This is a genomic window from Sediminibacillus halophilus, assembly GCF_900103695.1.
In the GTDB taxonomy this organism is placed as follows: domain Bacteria; phylum Bacillota; class Bacilli; order Bacillales; family Amphibacillaceae; genus Sediminibacillus; species Sediminibacillus halophilus.
In genome coordinates this window covers 46,817-63,882 of record NZ_FNHF01000011.1, presented here as the reverse complement: position 1 = coordinate 63,882, position 17,066 = coordinate 46,817, and the positions used below count along the sequence as shown (strand labels likewise).

Genomic DNA, 17,066 nt, shown 5'->3' with positions numbered 1-17,066 from the left:
CTTCCTCCATGCGGAGGAAGGTATTACCCGGTATTAGCCCCGGTTTCCCGGAGTTATCCCGATCTTACAGGCAGGTTGCCCACGTGTTACTCACCCGTCCGCCGCTCGTTCCACAGGCTTCACCCCGAAGGGATCCGCCTGTTTCCCGCGCTCGACTTGCATGTATTAGGCACGCCGCCAGCGTTCGTCCTGAGCCAAGATCAAACTCTCCATAAATGTTGAGCTTGCTTGCTCGTTCAAAAAACTAGCTTGTATATCTTGCTTGACATACTGGTTGTTTTGTTCAGTTTTCAAAGATCAAAATTTGTTTCGTCGTTTTTGGCGACGAAATACAATATAACATGGTTGCAAATAAGTGTCAATGTTTTTTCAACAAATTATTTTCAATGTTGAACACAAATAATTAGCGCTAACTTGCAACAAAAAATAATATACCACATCACTAATCGTTTATCAATAGTAAATTTTAAAGGCTTCCACCCTATCCCTTATGGAAATTCAGCTATGATACGGTATGCTTGATTATCCTTCTTTATTCTCGTTAACTTTCTTAACCAGACTATCCAAAGCAAGGTGACTGGTATCTGAAATGACCCAATCGGCTTGAGCTAGATATTCCCTTTCTCCTACACCGACAGCATACATTCCCGCTGCTTTGATAGCCTTTACGCCAGAACTGGCATCTTCAATTCCGACACAACGCGCTGCAGGAGCCTCCAGCTGTTTCGCTGCCGTTAAAAACACCTCTGGATCAGGTTTTCCACGTTCCACTTTTGCTGCATCAACCACTGTATCAAGTAAGTCTGTCACCCTTAACCGTTCAATAACGGTCTGTGCATTCTTACTTGCTGAAGCAAGGCCCGTTTTTATACCTGCTTGTTTTGCTTCTTTCATAAATGATTCTATGCCAGGCAATAAATCCTCTTGGCTAATCTTTTGAATCAATTCCTGATAATGTTCATTCTTCTTTGCTGCTAATCGTTGTTTCTCTTCTTCTGAGTATGTTTGATTGCTTTGCTGCAGAATTAACTCCAAAGAGTCGACTCTGCTCAAGCCTTTCAGCTGCTCATTAAAAGAACGGTCAAAAGGGATATCCAGTTCGTCCGCCAGAGCTTTCCACGCTAAAAAATGATATTCCGCTGTATCAGTTATCACTCCGTCTAAATCATAAATAATTGCTTCTATCTGCATCACAACCATCCTCCTTTCCGATAATATCCATTACCATGACTATACCACAAAGAGAATGGGTGTTAATCGTCCTTAGCCATTCAAAATATACTTTCTACACTCCTTATCCTCAGCCACCTTGCGAAACAGCCGGAACAGAATACGGTAACGTTCCTTCATTGCCCGTCTCACTAAATGGTCAATCCGATTATCCTCCATATCCAGCAACAGTTCCTCCAACTCCCGCTTTATGAGATATTCCATTTCCTTTCGTTCTCTTTCGTCGACCAACAGCCCAATCATTCCAATCGCCCCCAATAATTGTATAAATGTTTTACTATGATACCCGCCTTTCCTTTTTTTATAATTGCGCGGACGGAAACGGAAAATTCAGAAACTTATTAATGGAGATTCTTCATTCGCATTTGGCTCATGAATGGACATTGACCATCATAAAATAAAGCAAGTCCAAAAGGAGGGGAGCAATGGAACATTTTTATGTCATGAAAGTGAATCGATGGAAGCGTTGGGCCTTCATCGTAGTAGCAGCACTCTTTTCTGCATTTATTATATGGGTGGACAACGAAAGCAGTTTGTCTGTTTTCTCTACAAAGGAAAGTCCAGCCGCGTTAAGTAAAGGGAGCGAACAGGATCCGAATATCGCCCTGACCTTCAATATTAGCTGGGGAAATGAGAAAGTGGAACCGATCTTGGAACAGTTAAACAAGTATGAGGTGAAAGCTACCTTTTTCTTGAGTGGCGAATGGGCCGAGCGACACCCGGAAATCGTAGATAAAATTGCAGAAAAACATGAAATCGGGATGCTTGGATATCGTTACAAAAGCTACCTGAAGCAGGAGAAGGAACAAGTGAGGAAAGACTTGATCTATGCCAAGGAAGTGTTCCGCAAGCTTGGCTATCCGGATACCAAGCTGCTACGCACACCAAGCGGTCATTTTGACAAGGAAATATTGAAAATGGCCGAGGAATTAGGATTCGATGTCATTCAATGGAACGTAAATCCGCATGATTGGGAAAATCCCGGGGAACAAGCAATCATTGACGAAGTGATGAAAAATACAACCAATGGTGACATTATCCTTCTCCATGCATCCGATTCTGTGAAACAGACTCCTGGAGCATTGAAAACACTGCTCCCCGGATTAAAAAACAAAGGGTTCCAATACGTCACCATTTCGGAACTAATTTCCCGGATAGAAGCAAAGTCAAAAACAATTGACTAATTCATGAAAAAGCAAGCGTTTATTTTTTACGCTTGCTTCTTTGTTTTTTATTCTGTTTCGTCGCAGGCTTCGCTGAAGAAGTTAATTCCTTTCCTTCCGCTGCCGCTTTTTGGTTGGTAATACGATGGAGCAATAATAATTGATAGGTGTTACATAATAATAACGGAATAATCATCAGCCATTCATAATCGCTCCCAGTCGATCGCAGACCGGGTACCCATTCAATGGAGGTAACAACAAACATAAAAAACAACGCTGGGATAAACGCCTTGGCATTGGTTTCATTTGCTTTGATTTTTGCAATTACCAAGCTATATCCGAACAATACAGCAGCTACCAGCAAATAGATAAATATGGGAGTTTCCCCATCGGCAGCCTTATAGCGGAAGTAAATCAAATCAAATAAAGTGAAGAGGATCAGCACTACCTGAATCGGCAGCCAAAACCCCCTGAACATACCCAGTCCAAATTGATTAATGGTCAAATAAGCAAAGAACCCCATTTGACTGATTAAGCTGAAAACCAGTCCGAGGGCGGTGAAAAATATTACTAAGCCCAATATTTCAAAAAGATCAACCGGCTGAAGATACTCCCCATAAGCTCCGGCTTTTACAAAAAAGCTGGTAATAAGGGTAGAAGCCGCTCCAACCAGAAGGGTGGTTAAAAACATGCGAACCCAATTTCTACTGTTCACTCGATATCCTCCTAATTAATATACCTTGTCCCTACCGTATTTTATCACGAATCCCCCGTTTTTTCTTCCGCAATACATATTTTTTCTGATTCGAACCATATTAAAACTAAGTGAGTGCAAATAAAAGGAGTGGATCCTGTGTGTTTAAACTCATGCCACATTTACTATTGTGTATATCGCTTCTCCTGTTAAGCTCATGTGGTGGCGGTGGTAATACCACGAGCGGAGAAGAAGGCAACTATGATACAACCAAGAAAATGGTTACCGATATATTGAAGACGGATGAAGGGAAGAAAGCAATTACCGAAGTGCTTTCCGACGAAGAAATGCAAAAGACCTATGTGATCGAGGGGAATACAGTAAAGGATTCAGTCGAGAAAGCATTAACTTCCGAAGAAGGAAAAAAGTTTTGGACCAAAATGTTTGATGACCCGAAGTTTGTTGAGTCATTCTCCAAAGCCATCAAGGATCAACATAAGGATGTATTAAAAGGCTTGATGAGTGATTCGTCGTTTCAAAAGCAAATGATCGAGTTATTTCAAAACCCGGAAATGACAGAGCAGATGGTAAGTGCCATGAAAAGCCAGCAGTTCCGTGAGCATTTGGAAAAAACGATTCAGGAAACAATGGATTCGCCAATGTTTAAAGCCCAAATGAGCGAAATTATTTTAAAAGCTGCAGAAGAAATGAAACCATCCCAGGGCTCCGGGCAAAACCAAGGCGGCGGAAGCGGTCAAAGTCAAGGACAGGGTGGTCAGCAAGGTTCGGGACAAGGGCAAGGTGAGAGCGGAGGGGGAGGAGGAGGTTGATTCTCCTTTCAAGAAATATGGAGAGCAGTCCTTTTCAGGACTGCTCTCTTTTAGCATGGTATAAAGTTTATTCAAAATTATCGATTACTTTAGCAGCAATTTTGCGGTATTCTTTCCCGTTCGGGTGATCTTCCTGGTAAACGGAAGGGGCAAATACATCTTCTTCTTCATAAGGCTGCTGCAATGACAGCTGACCTATCACCTTTGTTTTCAGATACTCAGCCAGTTTTTTACCGCCGCCTTTTCCAAAGACATATTCTTTTTCACCGGTAGTCTTGCTCTCAAAATAAGCCATATTTTCCACAATTCCAATGATTTCGTGTTCCGTTTGCATGGCCATTTGCCCTGCTCTCGCTGCCACAAAAGCAGCGGTAGGATGCGGAGTCGTCACAATGATTTCCTTCGAGGAAGGAAGCATGGAATGGACATCCAAAGCAACGTCTCCCGTTCCTGGCGGTAAATCAAGCAGCAAATAATCAAGCTCTCCCCATTCTACTTCTTTAAAAAAGCTTGTCAGCATCTTGCCCAGCATCGGCCCACGCCATATAATTGGAGAATTGTCCTCTACAAAGAAGCCCATGGATACCAGCTTGACACCAAACCTTTCTACAGGAATGATTTTTTCACCCCGTACCACTGGACGTTCTTCTACCCCCATCATATCCGGGACACTGAATCCATAAATATCTGCATCGATGATGCCGACTTTTTTGCCAAGCCTTGTCAACGCCACAGCCAAGTTTACGGTCACTGTCGACTTTCCGACACCGCCTTTACCACTGGCAATCGCGATAAATTTGGTATTGGCATTCCCGCCTAACAGTGAGTTTGATTTCTCCTCGTCCGCTGCGGGTTGGTACTTCGCAATCACTTCATCGGGAAGCTGCTCGAAACGGAGTCCGACTGTGTTTGCACCCGCTTTCTTTAATACGTTGACGATCTCCTGTTGGAGCTGCATTTGTTCAGCAGTGTTTGTTTTAGCGATCGCTAATTTCACACTGACATGCTTCTTTTCTTCCTTTATGCGTACTTCCATTACTCCGCCAGTTTTCTCAAACGTTGTATGTAAAAACGGGTCTTCAATTGGATTTAATAAATCTAAAACCTGCTCTTGGGTAAGCAAATTGTGTCACCATCCTTTAATCGCTGTCCTTTTCCCACAATGCTAGTATAACATATCTGTACGGGATGCTAAGTGATACGATTTCAGGATGGAGAACCGTCTCTTATTCATCTTCTTTTTCTTCTGTAACGTAACGAAGAATGCCCTCATATATACTTGCTGCCATTTTCCCCTGATAATCATCGGTCTTTAACAGATCCCGTTCATGGACATTCGATAAAAATCCGATTTCGACAAGCGCTCCAGGAGCATCCGCATGCTTCAATAAATACATGCTGTTTAGCCCTAGTGCCTCCCGTGTCGTATTTTCCAGGTTCCGTTTGATTTCGTCTTGGATTAATTTGGCCAGACGCTCATTCTCACCATCGGAAGGATAATAAAAGGTCTGTGCTCCGGACCATTGTTTAGCAGGAAGCGCATTTAGATGAATGCTGACGAAAAAATCCGCTTCCTTATCTTTTATGAATTCCACCCGGTTACGAATATCCTCCGATTTTCTCCGCGACAATCCTCTTGTTTCCTTTGCAGCCAAATCCTCATCTTTTTCTCTCGTCAAAAAGACGAGAGCCCCCGCCTGCTGCAAATAATTTTGCAGCTTCTTTGCCACACGCAGGGCGATCTCCTTTTCCTGGGTATCATCGCTTCCTTCCGCCCCGCCATCTGGACCGCCATGGCCGGGATCCAGCACAATCACTTTTCCAGACAACGGCAACGCCCATGAATCCCACGAATCGGTAGATTGTTGAATCGGATATTGAATTAACAGCACCAACAGGATTACGCCCACCATCCATATAGCTGCTTTAAGGTACTTTTTCATGCTCCCCGGCCTCCTAAACATCTTCCTGTTGTCCACTATATGGGACAAGTCGGATGTTTATGACAGGTTTTACGAGCATAAACAGATAGCAGCAGTGGAAAGGCCAAACAAAGACCCTCAACCAAAATGGTTGAGAGCCTTTGTTTTGTCGAAAGATCAACGCTTCGAGAATTGCGGCGCACGACGAGCGCCTTTAAGACCGTATTTCTTACGTTCTTTCAAAGGTGGATTTCATTTCCAATATATGAAAACTGATGAACCGCTATAAAGCACCGTTTTAACCATTAAGTGTTTCGTGGGATTATATGCTGTTATTACTTTCCTCAATAAAAGAGGTACCCAGTTTGATACCACTTATGTTGTTCTATCTCCCTCTTTAATAACCCTAAGACAGTTACATTATGATGGAAACTTTGATACTTTTTTCAAATTAACTTCCATTATCTCGGTGCTTATAGTTTAATATATACGTATTGGAGATGATGCAAATATGAAAATTGTCCCCTTTATAGTAGTGTTTCTGTTTACTTTGGTTATTTATGGATGTAACGTGAAAGAGTACACGAAGTAGATAAGAAAAACGGTGAACCACGTAAAGGGCGCTACTATCTTTGGCATCCGTATAGAAGAACTCCTAAAGCTCACTCATTTTATGGGAGTCCTGTAAAGTAAAGGAGATATAAATTGATAAGTATCGAATTCCTACAAAAAAAATACACAAGTAAAAAAGCGCATTTAATCTTTTCGCGCGAGCAAGTCGTTGAGCTATTAAAAAGAAAATTTAAAGCTGAAGAATTTGATTATCATGACCTATTGGATCTCCCTAATGATGATCACTTTAATTACAAGAACATATACACTGCTTTCGCAATTAAAGACTATAAAATACTAGCGAAGTTGTTTAATGAAACCGAGAGAGAGAATCATAGCGAGGAGGTTATTGATAATAGAGAGAACCCTTTGAACTTCAATAAAATCAAAAAAAACAAAGAACAAATTTACAACCATATTTTATTAGATGAACAGGAAGGTCGTCGTTTAGATATTATTCTTGAAAGCGATGGTCATATAATTACTGAATTTCAAGTGAGAGCAGAATCTGAGTTCCTTAATAAATATTTGAATTCACTAACAGTTGGTGCAAAACTATCCAAGGGTTCTACAGATACAAAAGAAGACCTCAAAGATGAAGATTTTATTTTTTACCTTCAAAATCTATATGAATTTGGATTTATAAAATAATTTAAAAGGCAGCTTTAAGGCTTCCTTTTAGTTTTTAGATTACTCCCTAAGCTGTAGCTATTCTATAAATTACGCATCTCTTCTTTTGATAATATCCCCATTTTAATTTTAATTCCTAGTACCATATAAACATTTAGATCGTTTATCTACATTGAGTTTAGATACTTCCTTTCTATAACCTGCCGTTCAATCGAATCTAGACCCGGTCCATTTGCCGCACGATGATGACATGGCCTATGCCATTGTTTCGGCTTCTTCCCTTCACAAAGAGCACGTAAGGGCGAACTTTGTGCCCTTCATTGGTCGAACGTGGACTTTAATCATAAGAAAATCAGTTTTAAAAAGACACTGATTCACACGAGTGAAAAAAACAGCTCAAAAACAAAGGCCTCTCAGCGTGTTGTTAGCGTGGATGATGAGACTAGCGATTCTAAAAAAATGGCGGAACAAGCAAATACGGCGTTATTTGACGTTAAATCTTTCCACTCCTTTTCAATCTGATAAAAAACAACCTATTTTTATGATCTATAATCACATAAAACAAGAAATGAATTATTGCCGACTGGCTTACTAAAATGAAAGGTGGAGCAGATTTATCAAAGAAACCCGGAGCTGCCACAAATAAACGTGCACGCATTCAGGCACACACATGCCAGTTTGTTGTTTGCAGCCGGCACTTCCATCAAAGATGTACAAATTCGTCCCGGACATACGGATATTCAAACCACGATGGATATTTACATCCATGTGACCGATGAAGCGAAGGATAAAACAGCGGAGATATTCCATAAGCACATGAAATTTTAGCGTAGGGTATTCAAAGGTTGTTCAATTCCATTTTCGTACATTAAAAAACCCTCTCTGCTCGATAAGAGCAAAGAGGGCAAACCCTTGGTATATAAGGTTTATTAACGCTTCGAGAATTGCGGTGCACGACGAGCGCCTTTAAGACCGTATTTCTTACGTTCTTTCATGCGGGAGTCGCGAGTAAGGTAGCCTTCTCTTTTAAGAGCAGAACGGTATTCTGGATCTGCTTCCAACAGAGCGCGAGCTACACCATGGCGGATTGCGCCAGCTTGGCCGGTAAATCCTCCACCGTCTACGTTTACTAGTACATCGTAGCTTCCTTCTGTTTCTGTAGCAGCTAGAGGCTGCTTAATGATAGTACGAAGTGTTTCATATGGGAAATAGCTTTCAGCGTCACGATTATTTACAACGATACGTCCAGTCCCTGGTACTAAACGCACGCGTGCAGTTGAGCTTTTACGGCGTCCGGTGCCGTAGTATTGTACTTGTGCCACTATCGTTTACCTCCTTTAATTATCCGCGAAGCTGGTATGCTTCAGGTTTTTGTGCTTGATGATTGTGATCCGGGCCACGGAATACGTGCAATTTCTTACCCATTTTACGGCCAAGGCTGCCTTTTGGAAGCATACCTTTTACTGTAAGTTCGAGCATTTGCTCAGGGTATTTCGTACGCATTTCGTTTGCATTACGCTGCTTCAAACCACCTGGGTGGTTGGAGTGACGGTAATACATTTTGTCATTAAGCTTGTTACCAGTAAGTTCGATTTTTTCAGCGTTTACGATGATTACGTGATCACCGGTGTCAGCATGCGGTGTGTATGTTGGTTTGTGCTTGCCGCGAAGAATAGCAGCAACTTCACTTGCCAAACGTCCAAGCGTTTGTCCTTCAGCATCCACAACAAGCCACTTGCGTTCAATATTGTTTTCATTCGCCATGAAAGTTGTGCGCATGATCAGTACCTCCTGAATTTCAATTTCCATAATCTTTTATCTAACGACGACTTCCCATATCCACTGATTAAGAACGATAACTGCAGTCTGTAGTTTTCTGTTCTTCCTCACTCAAATGGATTGGGCAGATTGCGTATTTCATCTATTCTACACGAATTAACTTTCCGGGGCTAATCGTGGTATAGAAATAAAATGCCATTAATCATAGTATAACAATTATGCTAGGATGTCAAGGAAATGTTACACTAGGAACCGTTGTTTTGTAACGGATTTTTGTCAGTTTCCAAATAGGTGACGTTCCACAAAAACAAACCCTGCGGCGGCGCGGTTTCACCAGCTGCTATACGGTCTTCAGCGGCAATTATCTCCGGGATAGAAGCAGGTGTTCTTTTTCCTTTGCCAATTTCCAACAGGGTTCCCACTAAAATTCGCACCATATTGTATAAAAAACCGCTGCCTTTAAAAGAAAAGACAATCATTTCCCCCTCCCTGTGACAGCTTGCGTGATAGATCGAGCGGATTTTATCCCCCTGCAAGTCTGTTTTGGCGGAGCAGAAAGAAGAGAAATCATGCCGGCCCTCTAACATTGCACAAGCTTTCTGGATCGCTTCGATATCGATTTCCCCGCTTTTGCGCCAGCAAAAATGGCGTTGGAATACGTCGTTGTCCTCTGCATTCAAAACAAAATACCTGTACTCCTTTTCCTTCACATCATAGCGTGAGTGAAACGTATCGTTTACTTTTGCCGCCTTGATTACTTGTACATCATCTGGCAACAAAGCATTTAAAGCTTTTTTCCAGTTAATTTCCGGCATTTTAATGTCGGAATCAAAATGGATGACTTGGCCTTTGGCATGAACACCCGCATCAGTCCTTCCTGACGCGACTACTCGAACGAAGTCACCTTTATGCACTTTGGTCAACGCTTTTTCTATTTCTTCCTGAACAGTACGCCCATTCGGTTGAATTTGGTATCCAGAAAAACCAGTTCCATCATAGCTAATAATACATTTTATCCGTCCCACTGTCTTATAAACCCACTTTCTAGTCACGTATGACAAATAATAAAATAACCACAAAAGCAAACAGCGCATATACGATGATGTCCAGCCGGTCTGTTTTCAATTCTCTTAGCTTTGTTCTGCCTTCGCCGCCTTGATATCCTCTTGCTTCCATTGCCATCGCCAACTCTTCCGCCCGTTTAAAAGCACTGATGAATAATGGAACCAATAACGGGACAACTGCCTGAATCCGCTCTTTAGCAGTTCCCGTCCGGAAGTCCACTCCTCTGGAGGCCTGTGCCTTGGAGATTTTCTCTGTTTCCTGCATTAAAGTGGGGATGAACCGGAGAGAAATCGACATCATCAATGCCAGCTCATGGACAGGAAACCTTATTTTTTTCAACGGCTGAAGCAGGCTCTCTATGGCATCGGTGATTTCAATTGGAGTAGTAGTTAAAGTTAGAAGGGAGGTCACCATAATTAACAAGAAAAACCGCAACGATATCGCAGCTCCTTGTGCAACAGCACCAGAATATATCGGATAAGAAAAAATGCGGAAGAGTACTTCCCCTTCTTTTGTGACGATTAAATGCAAAAGCAGCGTAAAGACAATCAAAAACCATACCGGGGTCAGTCCCTTAAGTATATAAGAAAAATGAATGCGGGTTGTAAGCGCGCATAGCAGGGAAAATACCGTCAACAGTCCATAGCTCCAGATAGAATTAGCGAAAAACACTACGATGACAAACATAAAAATAATGATCATTTTGGTGCGTGGGTCTAAGCGATGCACAATCGATTCTCCCGGTACATATTGACCTATAATAAAGGCATTATTCATAACGGTTTTCCCCTTTCACAATCGCCGCTAACTCTTCCGCCAATTCCTTGATTGTCTGCCCATGATAGGATAGGTCAACTTGAAATCTATCTTTAACATTCGTGATGAATTGGATAACTTCCGGTACATCGAGTTGCACCTTTTGGAGGTCCTGTTGTCTGGTAAAAACATCTTCAGGTTTACCTTCCAAATACTTTTCCCCTTTATTTAGAATGATGACATGATCTGCATAGGCCAAAGCATCCTCCATACTATGGGTGACCAGGATGGTCGTCAATCCCTTTTGTTTATGAAGCTGGTGGAACATATTCATCATTTCTTTTTGCCCTTTCGGATCAAGCCCAGCTGTAGGCTCGTCCAAAACAAGCAGCTCGGGCTGAACTGCCAGCACACCAGCAATCGCTACTCTTCGCATTTGACCTCCACTTAACTCAAACGGGGATCGGTCAAGCAACTCTTCCGGCAGCTGGACGGCCTGCAATGCCTGGTCAACACGTCCCCCGACTTCCTCGCGATCGACACCAAAGTTAGAAGGCCCAAAAGCAATATCCTTGAATACCGTTTCCTCAAACAGTTGATGTTCGGGATATTGAAAAACAATCCCAACCTTGCTGCGGAGTTCTTTGATGCCCTTAAGCTTAGCTTCTGCATGCAGTTGGTAAGAGCCAATGTTAACTTTACCCGAGGAAGGCCTCAATAAGCCGTTCAAGTGTTGGATCAATGTTGATTTTCCTGATCCGGTATGTCCGATGATGGCGGTAAAAGATCCTGAAGAGATATCCATACTAAGATCATTGATAGCTCTGTGTTCAAAAGGGGTATTAGGTTGATACGTATAGCTTACCTGTTTAAATGAAATCTCCATAGTTCCTCCAGCAGCTCGTCATGGTTTAATGGTTCTGTCTTCAAGAAAATATTCCGATCAGTGAGTTCAGCAGCAAGTTTTGTGACAAAGGGGATATCCAAACCGATTTCTTTCAATTCATCCCGTTTAGCAAACACGTTTTTAGGAGGTGCCTCCATCCATACCTTTCCCTCATTCATCACAAGTACCCGGTCAGCCAATGTCACTTCATTCAAATCATGCGTGATAGTGACTAGCGATACATCATCCCGTTCTTTCACCGTTTTTACGGTTTGCATTATTTCCTTTCTGCCATTCGGGTCAAGCATTGCAGTAGCTTCGTCTAAAATGATGATTTGCGGAGAAACCGCCAACACCCCAGCTATCGCTACCCGTTGTTTTTGACCACCCGATAAGCGATGGGGTTCTTGTAACTCATAGTCTTCCATTCTGACAGCTGCAAGACTACTTTTCAGCCGTCTGATCATTTCTTCTCTGGGAATCCCTCTATTTTCCAAGCCAAAAGCAACATCATCTCGTACAGTGGTACCGACAAACTGGTTATCTGGATTTTGAAAGACCATTCCGACTTGCTTGCGGACATCCCAAATGGTTTCTTCATTTACTTCGAGTCCATTGATGAGAATATTCCCTTTCTGGGGAAATAGCAGGCCATTCATCAGCTTCGCAATTGTTGACTTACCAGACCCATTATGACCGATTACAGCCACCCATTCTGATGCACTGATTTCAAAGCTGACATCTTGCAGTACCCAGGGTAAATCCTCTCCATAACGAAACCAGACGTTCTGAAACTTCATTACATTCTTCCCCATCTTCCACTCTCCTTTGGCTGTTCGACGGATATTTCCCCGGAAATAAAATCTGTCGAATAAACTCAACTAGACATTTAAAGAAAAACGCAAGCACAAGGAAAAACCCGAGTGATTAAGAACAAACTCGAGCGGCGGTTCCCTATTGCCCCAAGGTTGACTTAAGACCTCTAGAAAGTAAACGGACTACTCCATACTTTCAAATTCTGATAAAACAAAAAAGGGCTGGGATTCACCTCATGGAAGAGATTCTGTCCTGCCCTTCAAGCAATTGCTTTTAAAATTAAACCAACTCGATAATCGCCATTTCTGCACCGTCTCCACGACGAGGTCCCAGCTTAAGGACTCGAGTGTAACCGCCTTGACGCTCTTCATAGCGAGCAGCGATATCAGAAAATAGCTTTTGGATGACATCTTCGTTTTCGTTCGCTTCTGCATTGTATAGGAATGCAGCTGCTTGACGGCGGGCATGAAGATCGCCGCGCTTACCAAGCGTAATCATTTTATCAACAACGGAGCGAAGTTCTTTTGCCTTCGCCTCAGTAGTTTCTAATCGTTCATGAATAATCAAGTCTGTGGCAAGGTTGCGAAGTAGTGCCATACGCACATCGGTTGTACGACCTAGTTTTCTAGCCATGGATTATCCCTCCCTTTTTCGAAATATCTAAAGGTGTCTATTCATTTATCAATCTTCTTTGCGTAATCCTAGACCAAGATCCTCTAGTTTATGTTTTACTTCTTCTAATGATTTGCGGCCAAGATTTCGAACCTTCATCATATCTTCCTCTGACTTATGAGCAAGCTCTTGGACCGTATTGATGCCGGCACGCTTTAGACAATTATAAGAACGGACCGATAAATCCAATTCTTCGATTGTCATTTCAAGAACTTTTTCTTTTTGATCTTCTTCTTTCTCAATCATGATTTCCGCACTTTGTGCTTCATCAGTAAGTCCTACGAAAATATTAAGATGTTCTGTATAAATCTTAGCGCCCAATGAAACAGCCTCTTCAGGTCGTATGCTTCCATCAGTCCAAACATCCAACGTCAATTTGTCGAAGTTGGTGATCTGGCCGACACGCGTGTTTTCCACCTGGTAAGTAACTCGTTCCACCGGAGTGAAAATCGAGTCTACCGGAATGACACCAATTGGCAAATCTTCATGATTGTTTGCTTCTGCTGGACGATATCCGCGGCCCCGTTCAGCTGAAATCTTCATACGAAAATGAGCGTTCTCACCTAATGTAGCAATATGAAGATCCGGGTTCAATACTTCCACATCACTGTCGTAAGTAATGTCGGCAGCTGTAACTTTTCCTTCTCCCTGAACATCGATTTCCAATGTTTTTTCTTCATCAGAATAGATTTTAAGAGCCAGCTTCTTCAAATTCAAAATAATGGTTGTCACGTCTTCTACTACTCCATCAATGGTAGAAAACTCATGAAGCACCCCATCAATTTGAATCGATGTCACAGCAGCGCCAGGAAGTGAGGATAAAAGGATACGACGCAAGGAGTTACCTAGTGTAGTACCATATCCACGTTCAAGCGGTTCTACGACGAACTTGCCAAAGGTAGCGTCATCGCTCACCTCGACCGTTTCAATCTTTGGCTTTTCAATCTCAATCATTAATTAAAACCCTCCTTCAAAACGTCGAAACCCCGGTTAGACGTTATTGGTCTAACCGAAATTCCCCAGGTAGGCAGTTACCGTTCTCTGCACTATGCAACTTCGTATGCTTTTCTGTCATTTGCGATGCTGTAGGGTATCCAGACAAGATCAGCGATCCCTATCTGGTCTCCTGCATTTTTAGCTATCATAACCCATTATAGACAGGGTGACAAATTATATACGGATAAATTAAACACGACGACGTTTTGGTGGGCGGCAGCCATTGTGAGGAACTGGCGTTACGTCACGAATAGCTGTAACTTCTAAACCTGCTGCTTGAAGTGAACGGATTGCTGCTTCACGTCCAGCACCAGGACCCTTAACTGTTACTTCCAAGGTTTTCAAACCGTGCTCCATCCCTGCTTTTGCAGCAGATTCAGCAGCCATTTGAGCAGCAAAAGGAGTCGATTTACGAGAGCCTTTGAAACCAAGAGCGCCAGCGCTGCTCCAGCTTACAACGTTACCTTGAACATCAGAGATGGTCACGATAGTGTTGTTGAAAGTTGAACGGATATGAGCTATACCACTGTCAATATTCTTTTTCACACGACGTTTACGTGTATTTGTTTTACGTGCCATTGATTAATTAACCTCCTTTTAGCTTATTTTCTCTTGTTAGCGATTGTACGACGTGGGCCTTTACGAGTACGAGAGTTGTTCTTCGTTTTTTGTCCACGCAACGGAAGCCCTCTGCGGTGGCGGATGCCACGATAAGAACCGATTTCGATCAAGCGTTTAATGTTCAGAGATACTTCACGGCGAAGATCACCCTCTACAGTGAATCGTTCTACTGCTTGACGAATTCTAGCTTGTTCATCCTCGGTTAAATCACGAACTCTTGTATCTTCTGAAACTCCAGCCTCTTTCAATACTTCTTTTGCAGTTGATTTACCAATACCATAGATATAGGTAAGGGAAATAACTACACGTTTATCACGCGGAATATCAATACCAGCAATACGTGCCATTAGATACGTGCACCTCCTTTAAATTAGCCTTGTTTTTGTTTATGCTTAGGGTTTTCACAGATTACCATGACTTTGCCTTTTCTGCGAATAACTTTACATTTTTCACAAATTGGTTTTACAGATGGTCTTACCTTCATCATCCATACCTCCTTTTGGATCGGAGCATTTATTTATAACGGTACGTGATACGTCCTCTTGTTAAATCATATGGGGAAAGCTCAACCGTCACTTTATCTCCAGGAAGAATCCGGATGAAATGCATACGAATTTTTCCAGAGACATGAGCTAAAACAGTATGACCGTTTTCTAATTCAACTTTGAACATTGCATTAGGCAACGTGTCAACAACGGTTCCTTCCACTTCAATTGCATCGTCTTTCGCCATCGAGTTGATCTCCCTTCTTCAAATCAGTCACTACTTCATTGACAAATTTTGATAGAGCAAAACGCAGCTTACCATTTGTTACGCGACCAGTTTCTAGAAGGCTGTTCTGGACTTCTGGAGAGATATAATCCATTAATTCAATATGATGCAGATTCTTCTTCTTCGGCCGATCATATTTCCTTTTTTCTCCATCAGCAAGCAAGACAAATCGATCATCAAGCATTTGAATGACGATCGCAAATTGACCAGCTTCCCGTCCCCGTGCAATACGAACAACTTGACCTATTCGCGGACTCGACTCTGATTCACTCAACCACAATCACCTTCACTTAGGCTTTTGTTAATATTTAAAACCTTCTTTGGCAATGGCAAAGGTGTGTTTAAAGTGAGCACACATTTTACCATTTCGGGTGACAACTGTCCAATCATCTGCAAGAGATCTGTTGATTCTCCTGCTTTCACCATTGGTTCAATGGTGAGGACCATGCCTTGCTTGGCATGCGATATATTAGAAAGGCGGACACCTGACTTTGCCTTTTGTAAACCTCTCATTAAGGCCTCTTTGTTACCAGCAGCAGATTGTTCATATCGCTATCGACTACATCGACAGGATACATCCAAGCCGAATCGCCATGATAGGATGTTTGTTTCCCGGGCTCAACTCGTTCAGCGTACTAAGCATTCAACGGTTTCCGGTTATCCGGCGTTCCTTGCACAAGCTCGTCAATAACTGATGCGCAAATCTCCTGCGAAATCCATTATACCTTGTATGCACTGGAATTGCATCATCTTGCTGAATCTACTCGTCAGCAATATTATCCAAATCCTGCACCAATATACTCAGTTTAACGCAATTCGCCGATTTGATGTGTCTTAAGGAAGACTAACGGACCGGCAGCATCTCGCGTTTCACAGGATGTATTGCCAATATCATTGAGAAAGGTTCTGTAGCTTTTCATCAATTTCCCGGAAGACCAAATCGATGTCCTGGGCTCCATTGATTTCAGCGAGATAACCTTTTTGCTGATAATAATCAAGCATTGGCTGTGTTTGTTCTACGTTCACTTCAAGACGTTTTTTAACTGTTGCCGGCTTATCGTCATCCCGTTGGATCAGTGCTGTACCATCACGGTCACAAATCCCCTCCACTTGCGGTGGATTGAATTGAACATGATAAGTAGCGCCGCAGGTCGGACAAATCCTTCTGCCAGTTAATCGCTCGATAAGTTGTTCTTTCGGCACCTCTACGTGTAAAACATAGTCGAGGGATTTCCCCATGTCTGCCAAAAGATTTTCCAAAGCCTCTGCTTGGGCAATCGTTCTAGGAAAACCGTCTAACAGGAAGCCCTTTTGGCTGTCATCTTTGCTTAACCGCTCACGGACAATACCAATAGTAACCTCGTCAGGGACAAGCTCCCCTTGATCCATATAAGATTTTGCTTGCTTACCGAGCTCCGTTCCTTCTTTAATAGCTAAACGGAACATATCTCCTGTTGAGATATGAGGGATTTGATATTTATCAACTATTTTTTCTGCCTGTGTCCCTTTACCGGCACCTGGCAGTCCCATCAGGATTAAATTCAATGACTTTCCCCTCGCTCTCATTTCTTCTAAAGAAACTCGGTTTGCTGCCATGCTAAACATGCAAGGCATCAGCAAGGA

General features: G+C 42.5%; 24 protein-coding genes, 1 rRNA gene and 1 pseudogene. 4 read left to right on the top strand and 22 right to left on the bottom strand.

Features of this window, described 5'->3' with window-relative positions; genetic code table 11:
• The 3 genes from BLR82_RS20485 to BLR82_RS20475 form a co-directional block, all read right to left on the bottom strand.
• Positions 1–216 (bottom strand): 16S ribosomal RNA (locus BLR82_RS20485); the annotation flags it as partial.
• Positions 217–522: 306 nt separating this feature from the next.
• Positions 523–1,200 carry a beta-phosphoglucomutase gene (gene pgmB, locus BLR82_RS20480; RefSeq protein WP_074601266.1) on the bottom strand — a complete coding sequence of 226 codons (678 nt, stop codon included), beginning with the start codon at positions 1,198–1,200 and terminating at the stop codon, positions 523–525.
• Between the two features lie 63 nt (positions 1,201–1,263).
• Complete coding sequence (locus BLR82_RS20475; protein WP_074601265.1) at positions 1,264–1,473, bottom strand: hypothetical protein; 210 nt, start codon at positions 1,471–1,473, stop codon at positions 1,264–1,266.
• Between the two features lie 182 nt (positions 1,474–1,655).
• Between BLR82_RS20475 and pdaB the strand changes: the two genes are divergently transcribed.
• Positions 1,656–2,414: a polysaccharide deacetylase family sporulation protein PdaB gene (gene pdaB / locus BLR82_RS20470; RefSeq protein WP_074601264.1), complete on the top strand. Its 759-nt coding sequence runs from the start codon at positions 1,656–1,658 to the stop codon at positions 2,412–2,414.
• 19 nt (positions 2,415–2,433) lie between these two features.
• On the opposite strand, the gene BLR82_RS20465 is transcribed toward pdaB, so the two are convergent.
• The gene (locus tag BLR82_RS20465; protein ID WP_074601263.1) at positions 2,434–3,108 is read right to left on the bottom strand and encodes a KinB-signaling pathway activation protein; all 675 of its coding nucleotides are present in this window, start codon (positions 3,106–3,108) and stop codon (positions 2,434–2,436) included.
• Positions 3,109–3,248: 140 nt separating this feature from the next.
• Here BLR82_RS20465 and gerD point away from each other — a divergent pair, with 140 nt between their 5' ends.
• The gene (gene gerD, locus BLR82_RS20460; protein WP_245693905.1) at positions 3,249–3,917 is read left to right on the top strand and encodes a spore germination lipoprotein GerD; all 669 of its coding nucleotides are present in this window, start codon (positions 3,249–3,251) and stop codon (positions 3,915–3,917) included.
• 67 nt (positions 3,918–3,984) lie between these two features.
• Here gerD and BLR82_RS20455 read toward each other — a convergent pair whose 3' ends face one another.
• From BLR82_RS20455 to rpsI (BLR82_RS20445), 3 genes and pseudogenes are all read right to left on the bottom strand, one after another.
• Complete coding sequence (locus BLR82_RS20455; protein WP_074601262.1) at positions 3,985–5,040, bottom strand: Mrp/NBP35 family ATP-binding protein; 1,056 nt, start codon at positions 5,038–5,040, stop codon at positions 3,985–3,987.
• A gap of 103 nt (positions 5,041–5,143) precedes the next feature.
• A complete protein-coding gene (gene cwlD, locus BLR82_RS20450; RefSeq protein ID WP_074601261.1) occupies positions 5,144–5,860 on the bottom strand; it encodes an N-acetylmuramoyl-L-alanine amidase CwlD in 717 nt (238 codons plus the stop codon).
• A 156-nt stretch (positions 5,861–6,016) separates the two neighbouring features.
• Positions 6,017–6,082: pseudogene (rpsI, locus tag BLR82_RS20445) on the bottom strand (30S ribosomal protein S9); the annotation flags it as partial.
• A 462-nt stretch (positions 6,083–6,544) separates the two neighbouring features.
• Between rpsI (BLR82_RS20445) and BLR82_RS20440 the strand changes: the two are divergent.
• A complete protein-coding gene (locus BLR82_RS20440) occupies positions 6,545–7,102 on the top strand; it encodes a hypothetical protein (protein ID WP_074601260.1) in 558 nt (185 codons plus the stop codon).
• A gap of 582 nt (positions 7,103–7,684) precedes the next feature.
• Positions 7,685–7,909, top strand: coding sequence for a tyrosine-type recombinase/integrase (locus BLR82_RS21430; RefSeq protein WP_074601259.1), 225 nt, complete (start codon positions 7,685–7,687; stop codon positions 7,907–7,909).
• Positions 7,910–8,010: 101 nt separating this feature from the next.
• Here the strand turns inward: BLR82_RS21430 and rpsI (BLR82_RS20430) are convergent, their stop codons facing one another.
• The 15 genes from rpsI (BLR82_RS20430) to BLR82_RS20360 all read right to left on the bottom strand — a co-directional run bounded on the left by rpsI (BLR82_RS20430) (position 8,011) and on the right by BLR82_RS20360 (position 16,988).
• Positions 8,011–8,403 (bottom strand): 30S ribosomal protein S9, encoded by a 393-nt coding sequence (gene rpsI / locus BLR82_RS20430; protein WP_053217590.1) that lies wholly within the window; start codon positions 8,401–8,403, stop codon positions 8,011–8,013.
• Between the two features lie 19 nt (positions 8,404–8,422).
• The gene (gene rplM, locus BLR82_RS20425) at positions 8,423–8,860 is read right to left on the bottom strand and encodes a 50S ribosomal protein L13 (RefSeq protein ID WP_026569074.1); all 438 of its coding nucleotides are present in this window, start codon (positions 8,858–8,860) and stop codon (positions 8,423–8,425) included.
• Between the two features lie 245 nt (positions 8,861–9,105).
• Positions 9,106–9,885, bottom strand: coding sequence for a tRNA pseudouridine(38-40) synthase TruA (gene truA / locus BLR82_RS20420; RefSeq protein WP_074601258.1), 780 nt, complete (start codon positions 9,883–9,885; stop codon positions 9,106–9,108).
• A 19-nt stretch (positions 9,886–9,904) separates the two neighbouring features.
• Positions 9,905–10,702: an energy-coupling factor transporter transmembrane component T family protein gene (locus BLR82_RS20415; RefSeq protein ID WP_074601257.1), complete on the bottom strand. Its 798-nt coding sequence runs from the start codon at positions 10,700–10,702 to the stop codon at positions 9,905–9,907.
• On the bottom strand, positions 10,695–11,567 hold the full coding sequence (locus BLR82_RS20410; RefSeq protein WP_074601256.1) for an energy-coupling factor ABC transporter ATP-binding protein: 873 nt from the start codon (positions 11,565–11,567) through the stop codon (positions 10,695–10,697). The genes BLR82_RS20415 and BLR82_RS20410 overlap by 8 nt, the downstream gene beginning before the upstream one ends.
• Entirely contained in the window at positions 11,543–12,382 is an 840-nt protein-coding gene (locus BLR82_RS20405) for an energy-coupling factor ABC transporter ATP-binding protein (RefSeq protein WP_074601255.1), read from the bottom strand. Before BLR82_RS20405 ends, BLR82_RS20410 begins: the two co-directional genes overlap by 25 nt.
• Positions 12,383–12,662: 280 nt before the next feature.
• Positions 12,663–13,016 carry a 50S ribosomal protein L17 gene (gene rplQ / locus BLR82_RS20400; protein ID WP_026569069.1) on the bottom strand — a complete coding sequence of 118 codons (354 nt, stop codon included), beginning with the start codon at positions 13,014–13,016 and terminating at the stop codon, positions 12,663–12,665.
• 48 nt (positions 13,017–13,064) lie between these two features.
• Positions 13,065–14,009: a DNA-directed RNA polymerase subunit alpha gene (locus BLR82_RS20395; protein WP_074601254.1), complete on the bottom strand. Its 945-nt coding sequence runs from the start codon at positions 14,007–14,009 to the stop codon at positions 13,065–13,067.
• A 231-nt stretch (positions 14,010–14,240) separates the two neighbouring features.
• Positions 14,241–14,630: a 30S ribosomal protein S11 gene (gene rpsK / locus BLR82_RS20390; RefSeq protein ID WP_074601253.1), complete on the bottom strand. Its 390-nt coding sequence runs from the start codon at positions 14,628–14,630 to the stop codon at positions 14,241–14,243.
• Between the two features lie 23 nt (positions 14,631–14,653).
• Positions 14,654–15,019: a 30S ribosomal protein S13 gene (gene rpsM / locus BLR82_RS20385; protein WP_074601252.1), complete on the bottom strand. Its 366-nt coding sequence runs from the start codon at positions 15,017–15,019 to the stop codon at positions 14,654–14,656.
• 23 nt (positions 15,020–15,042) lie between these two features.
• Positions 15,043–15,156, bottom strand: coding sequence for a 50S ribosomal protein L36 (gene rpmJ / locus BLR82_RS20380; RefSeq protein ID WP_003156543.1), 114 nt, complete (start codon positions 15,154–15,156; stop codon positions 15,043–15,045).
• Positions 15,157–15,185: 29 nt separating this feature from the next.
• Positions 15,186–15,404: a translation initiation factor IF-1 gene (gene infA / locus BLR82_RS20375; RefSeq protein WP_062321807.1), complete on the bottom strand. Its 219-nt coding sequence runs from the start codon at positions 15,402–15,404 to the stop codon at positions 15,186–15,188.
• The gene (locus tag BLR82_RS20370; RefSeq protein WP_074601251.1) at positions 15,382–15,717 is read right to left on the bottom strand and encodes a KOW domain-containing RNA-binding protein; all 336 of its coding nucleotides are present in this window, start codon (positions 15,715–15,717) and stop codon (positions 15,382–15,384) included. The genes infA and BLR82_RS20370 overlap by 23 nt, the downstream gene beginning before the upstream one ends.
• A complete protein-coding gene (locus BLR82_RS21425; protein ID WP_245693904.1) occupies positions 15,714–15,956 on the bottom strand; it encodes a hypothetical protein in 243 nt (80 codons plus the stop codon). The genes BLR82_RS20370 and BLR82_RS21425 overlap by 4 nt, the downstream gene beginning before the upstream one ends.
• 378 nt (positions 15,957–16,334) lie before the next feature.
• Positions 16,335–16,988: an adenylate kinase gene (locus tag BLR82_RS20360; RefSeq protein ID WP_074601250.1), complete on the bottom strand. Its 654-nt coding sequence runs from the start codon at positions 16,986–16,988 to the stop codon at positions 16,335–16,337.
• Between the last annotated feature and the right edge of the window lie 78 nt (positions 16,989–17,066).

Coding starts and splice junctions, on each gene's coding strand:
- pgmB (WP_074601266.1), bottom strand. CDS start 1,200: ATGGTTGTGATGCAGATAGAAGCAATTATTTATGATTTAGACGGAGTG.
- BLR82_RS20475 (WP_074601265.1), bottom strand. CDS start 1,473: ATGATTGGGCTGTTGGTCGACGAAAGAGAACGAAAGGAAATGGAATAT.
- pdaB (WP_074601264.1), top strand. CDS start 1,656: ATGGAACATTTTTATGTCATGAAAGTGAATCGATGGAAGCGTTGGGCC.
- cwlD (WP_074601261.1), bottom strand. CDS start 5,860: ATGAAAAAGTACCTTAAAGCAGCTATATGGATGGTGGGCGTAATCCTG.
- rplM (WP_026569074.1), bottom strand. CDS start 8,860: ATGCGCACAACTTTCATGGCGAATGAAAACAATATTGAACGCAAGTGG.
- BLR82_RS20415 (WP_074601257.1), bottom strand. CDS start 10,702: ATGAATAATGCCTTTATTATAGGTCAATATGTACCGGGAGAATCGATT.
- BLR82_RS20410 (WP_074601256.1), bottom strand. CDS start 11,567: ATGGAGATTTCATTTAAACAGGTAAGCTATACGTATCAACCTAATACC.
- BLR82_RS20405 (WP_074601255.1), bottom strand. CDS start 12,382: ATGGGGAAGAATGTAATGAAGTTTCAGAACGTCTGGTTTCGTTATGGA.
- rplQ (WP_026569069.1), bottom strand. CDS start 13,016: ATGGCTAGAAAACTAGGTCGTACAACCGATGTGCGTATGGCACTACTT.
- BLR82_RS20395 (WP_074601254.1), bottom strand. CDS start 14,009: ATGATTGAGATTGAAAAGCCAAAGATTGAAACGGTCGAGGTGAGCGAT.
- rpsK (WP_074601253.1), bottom strand. CDS start 14,630: ATGGCACGTAAAACAAATACACGTAAACGTCGTGTGAAAAAGAATATT.
- rpsM (WP_074601252.1), bottom strand. CDS start 15,019: ATGGCACGTATTGCTGGTATTGATATTCCGCGTGATAAACGTGTAGTT.
- rpmJ (WP_003156543.1), bottom strand. CDS start 15,156: ATGAAGGTAAGACCATCTGTAAAACCAATTTGTGAAAAATGTAAAGTT.
- infA (WP_062321807.1), bottom strand. CDS start 15,404: ATGGCGAAAGACGATGCAATTGAAGTGGAAGGAACCGTTGTTGACACG.
- BLR82_RS21425 (WP_245693904.1), bottom strand. CDS start 15,956: ATGAGAGGTTTACAAAAGGCAAAGTCAGGTGTCCGCCTTTCTAATATA.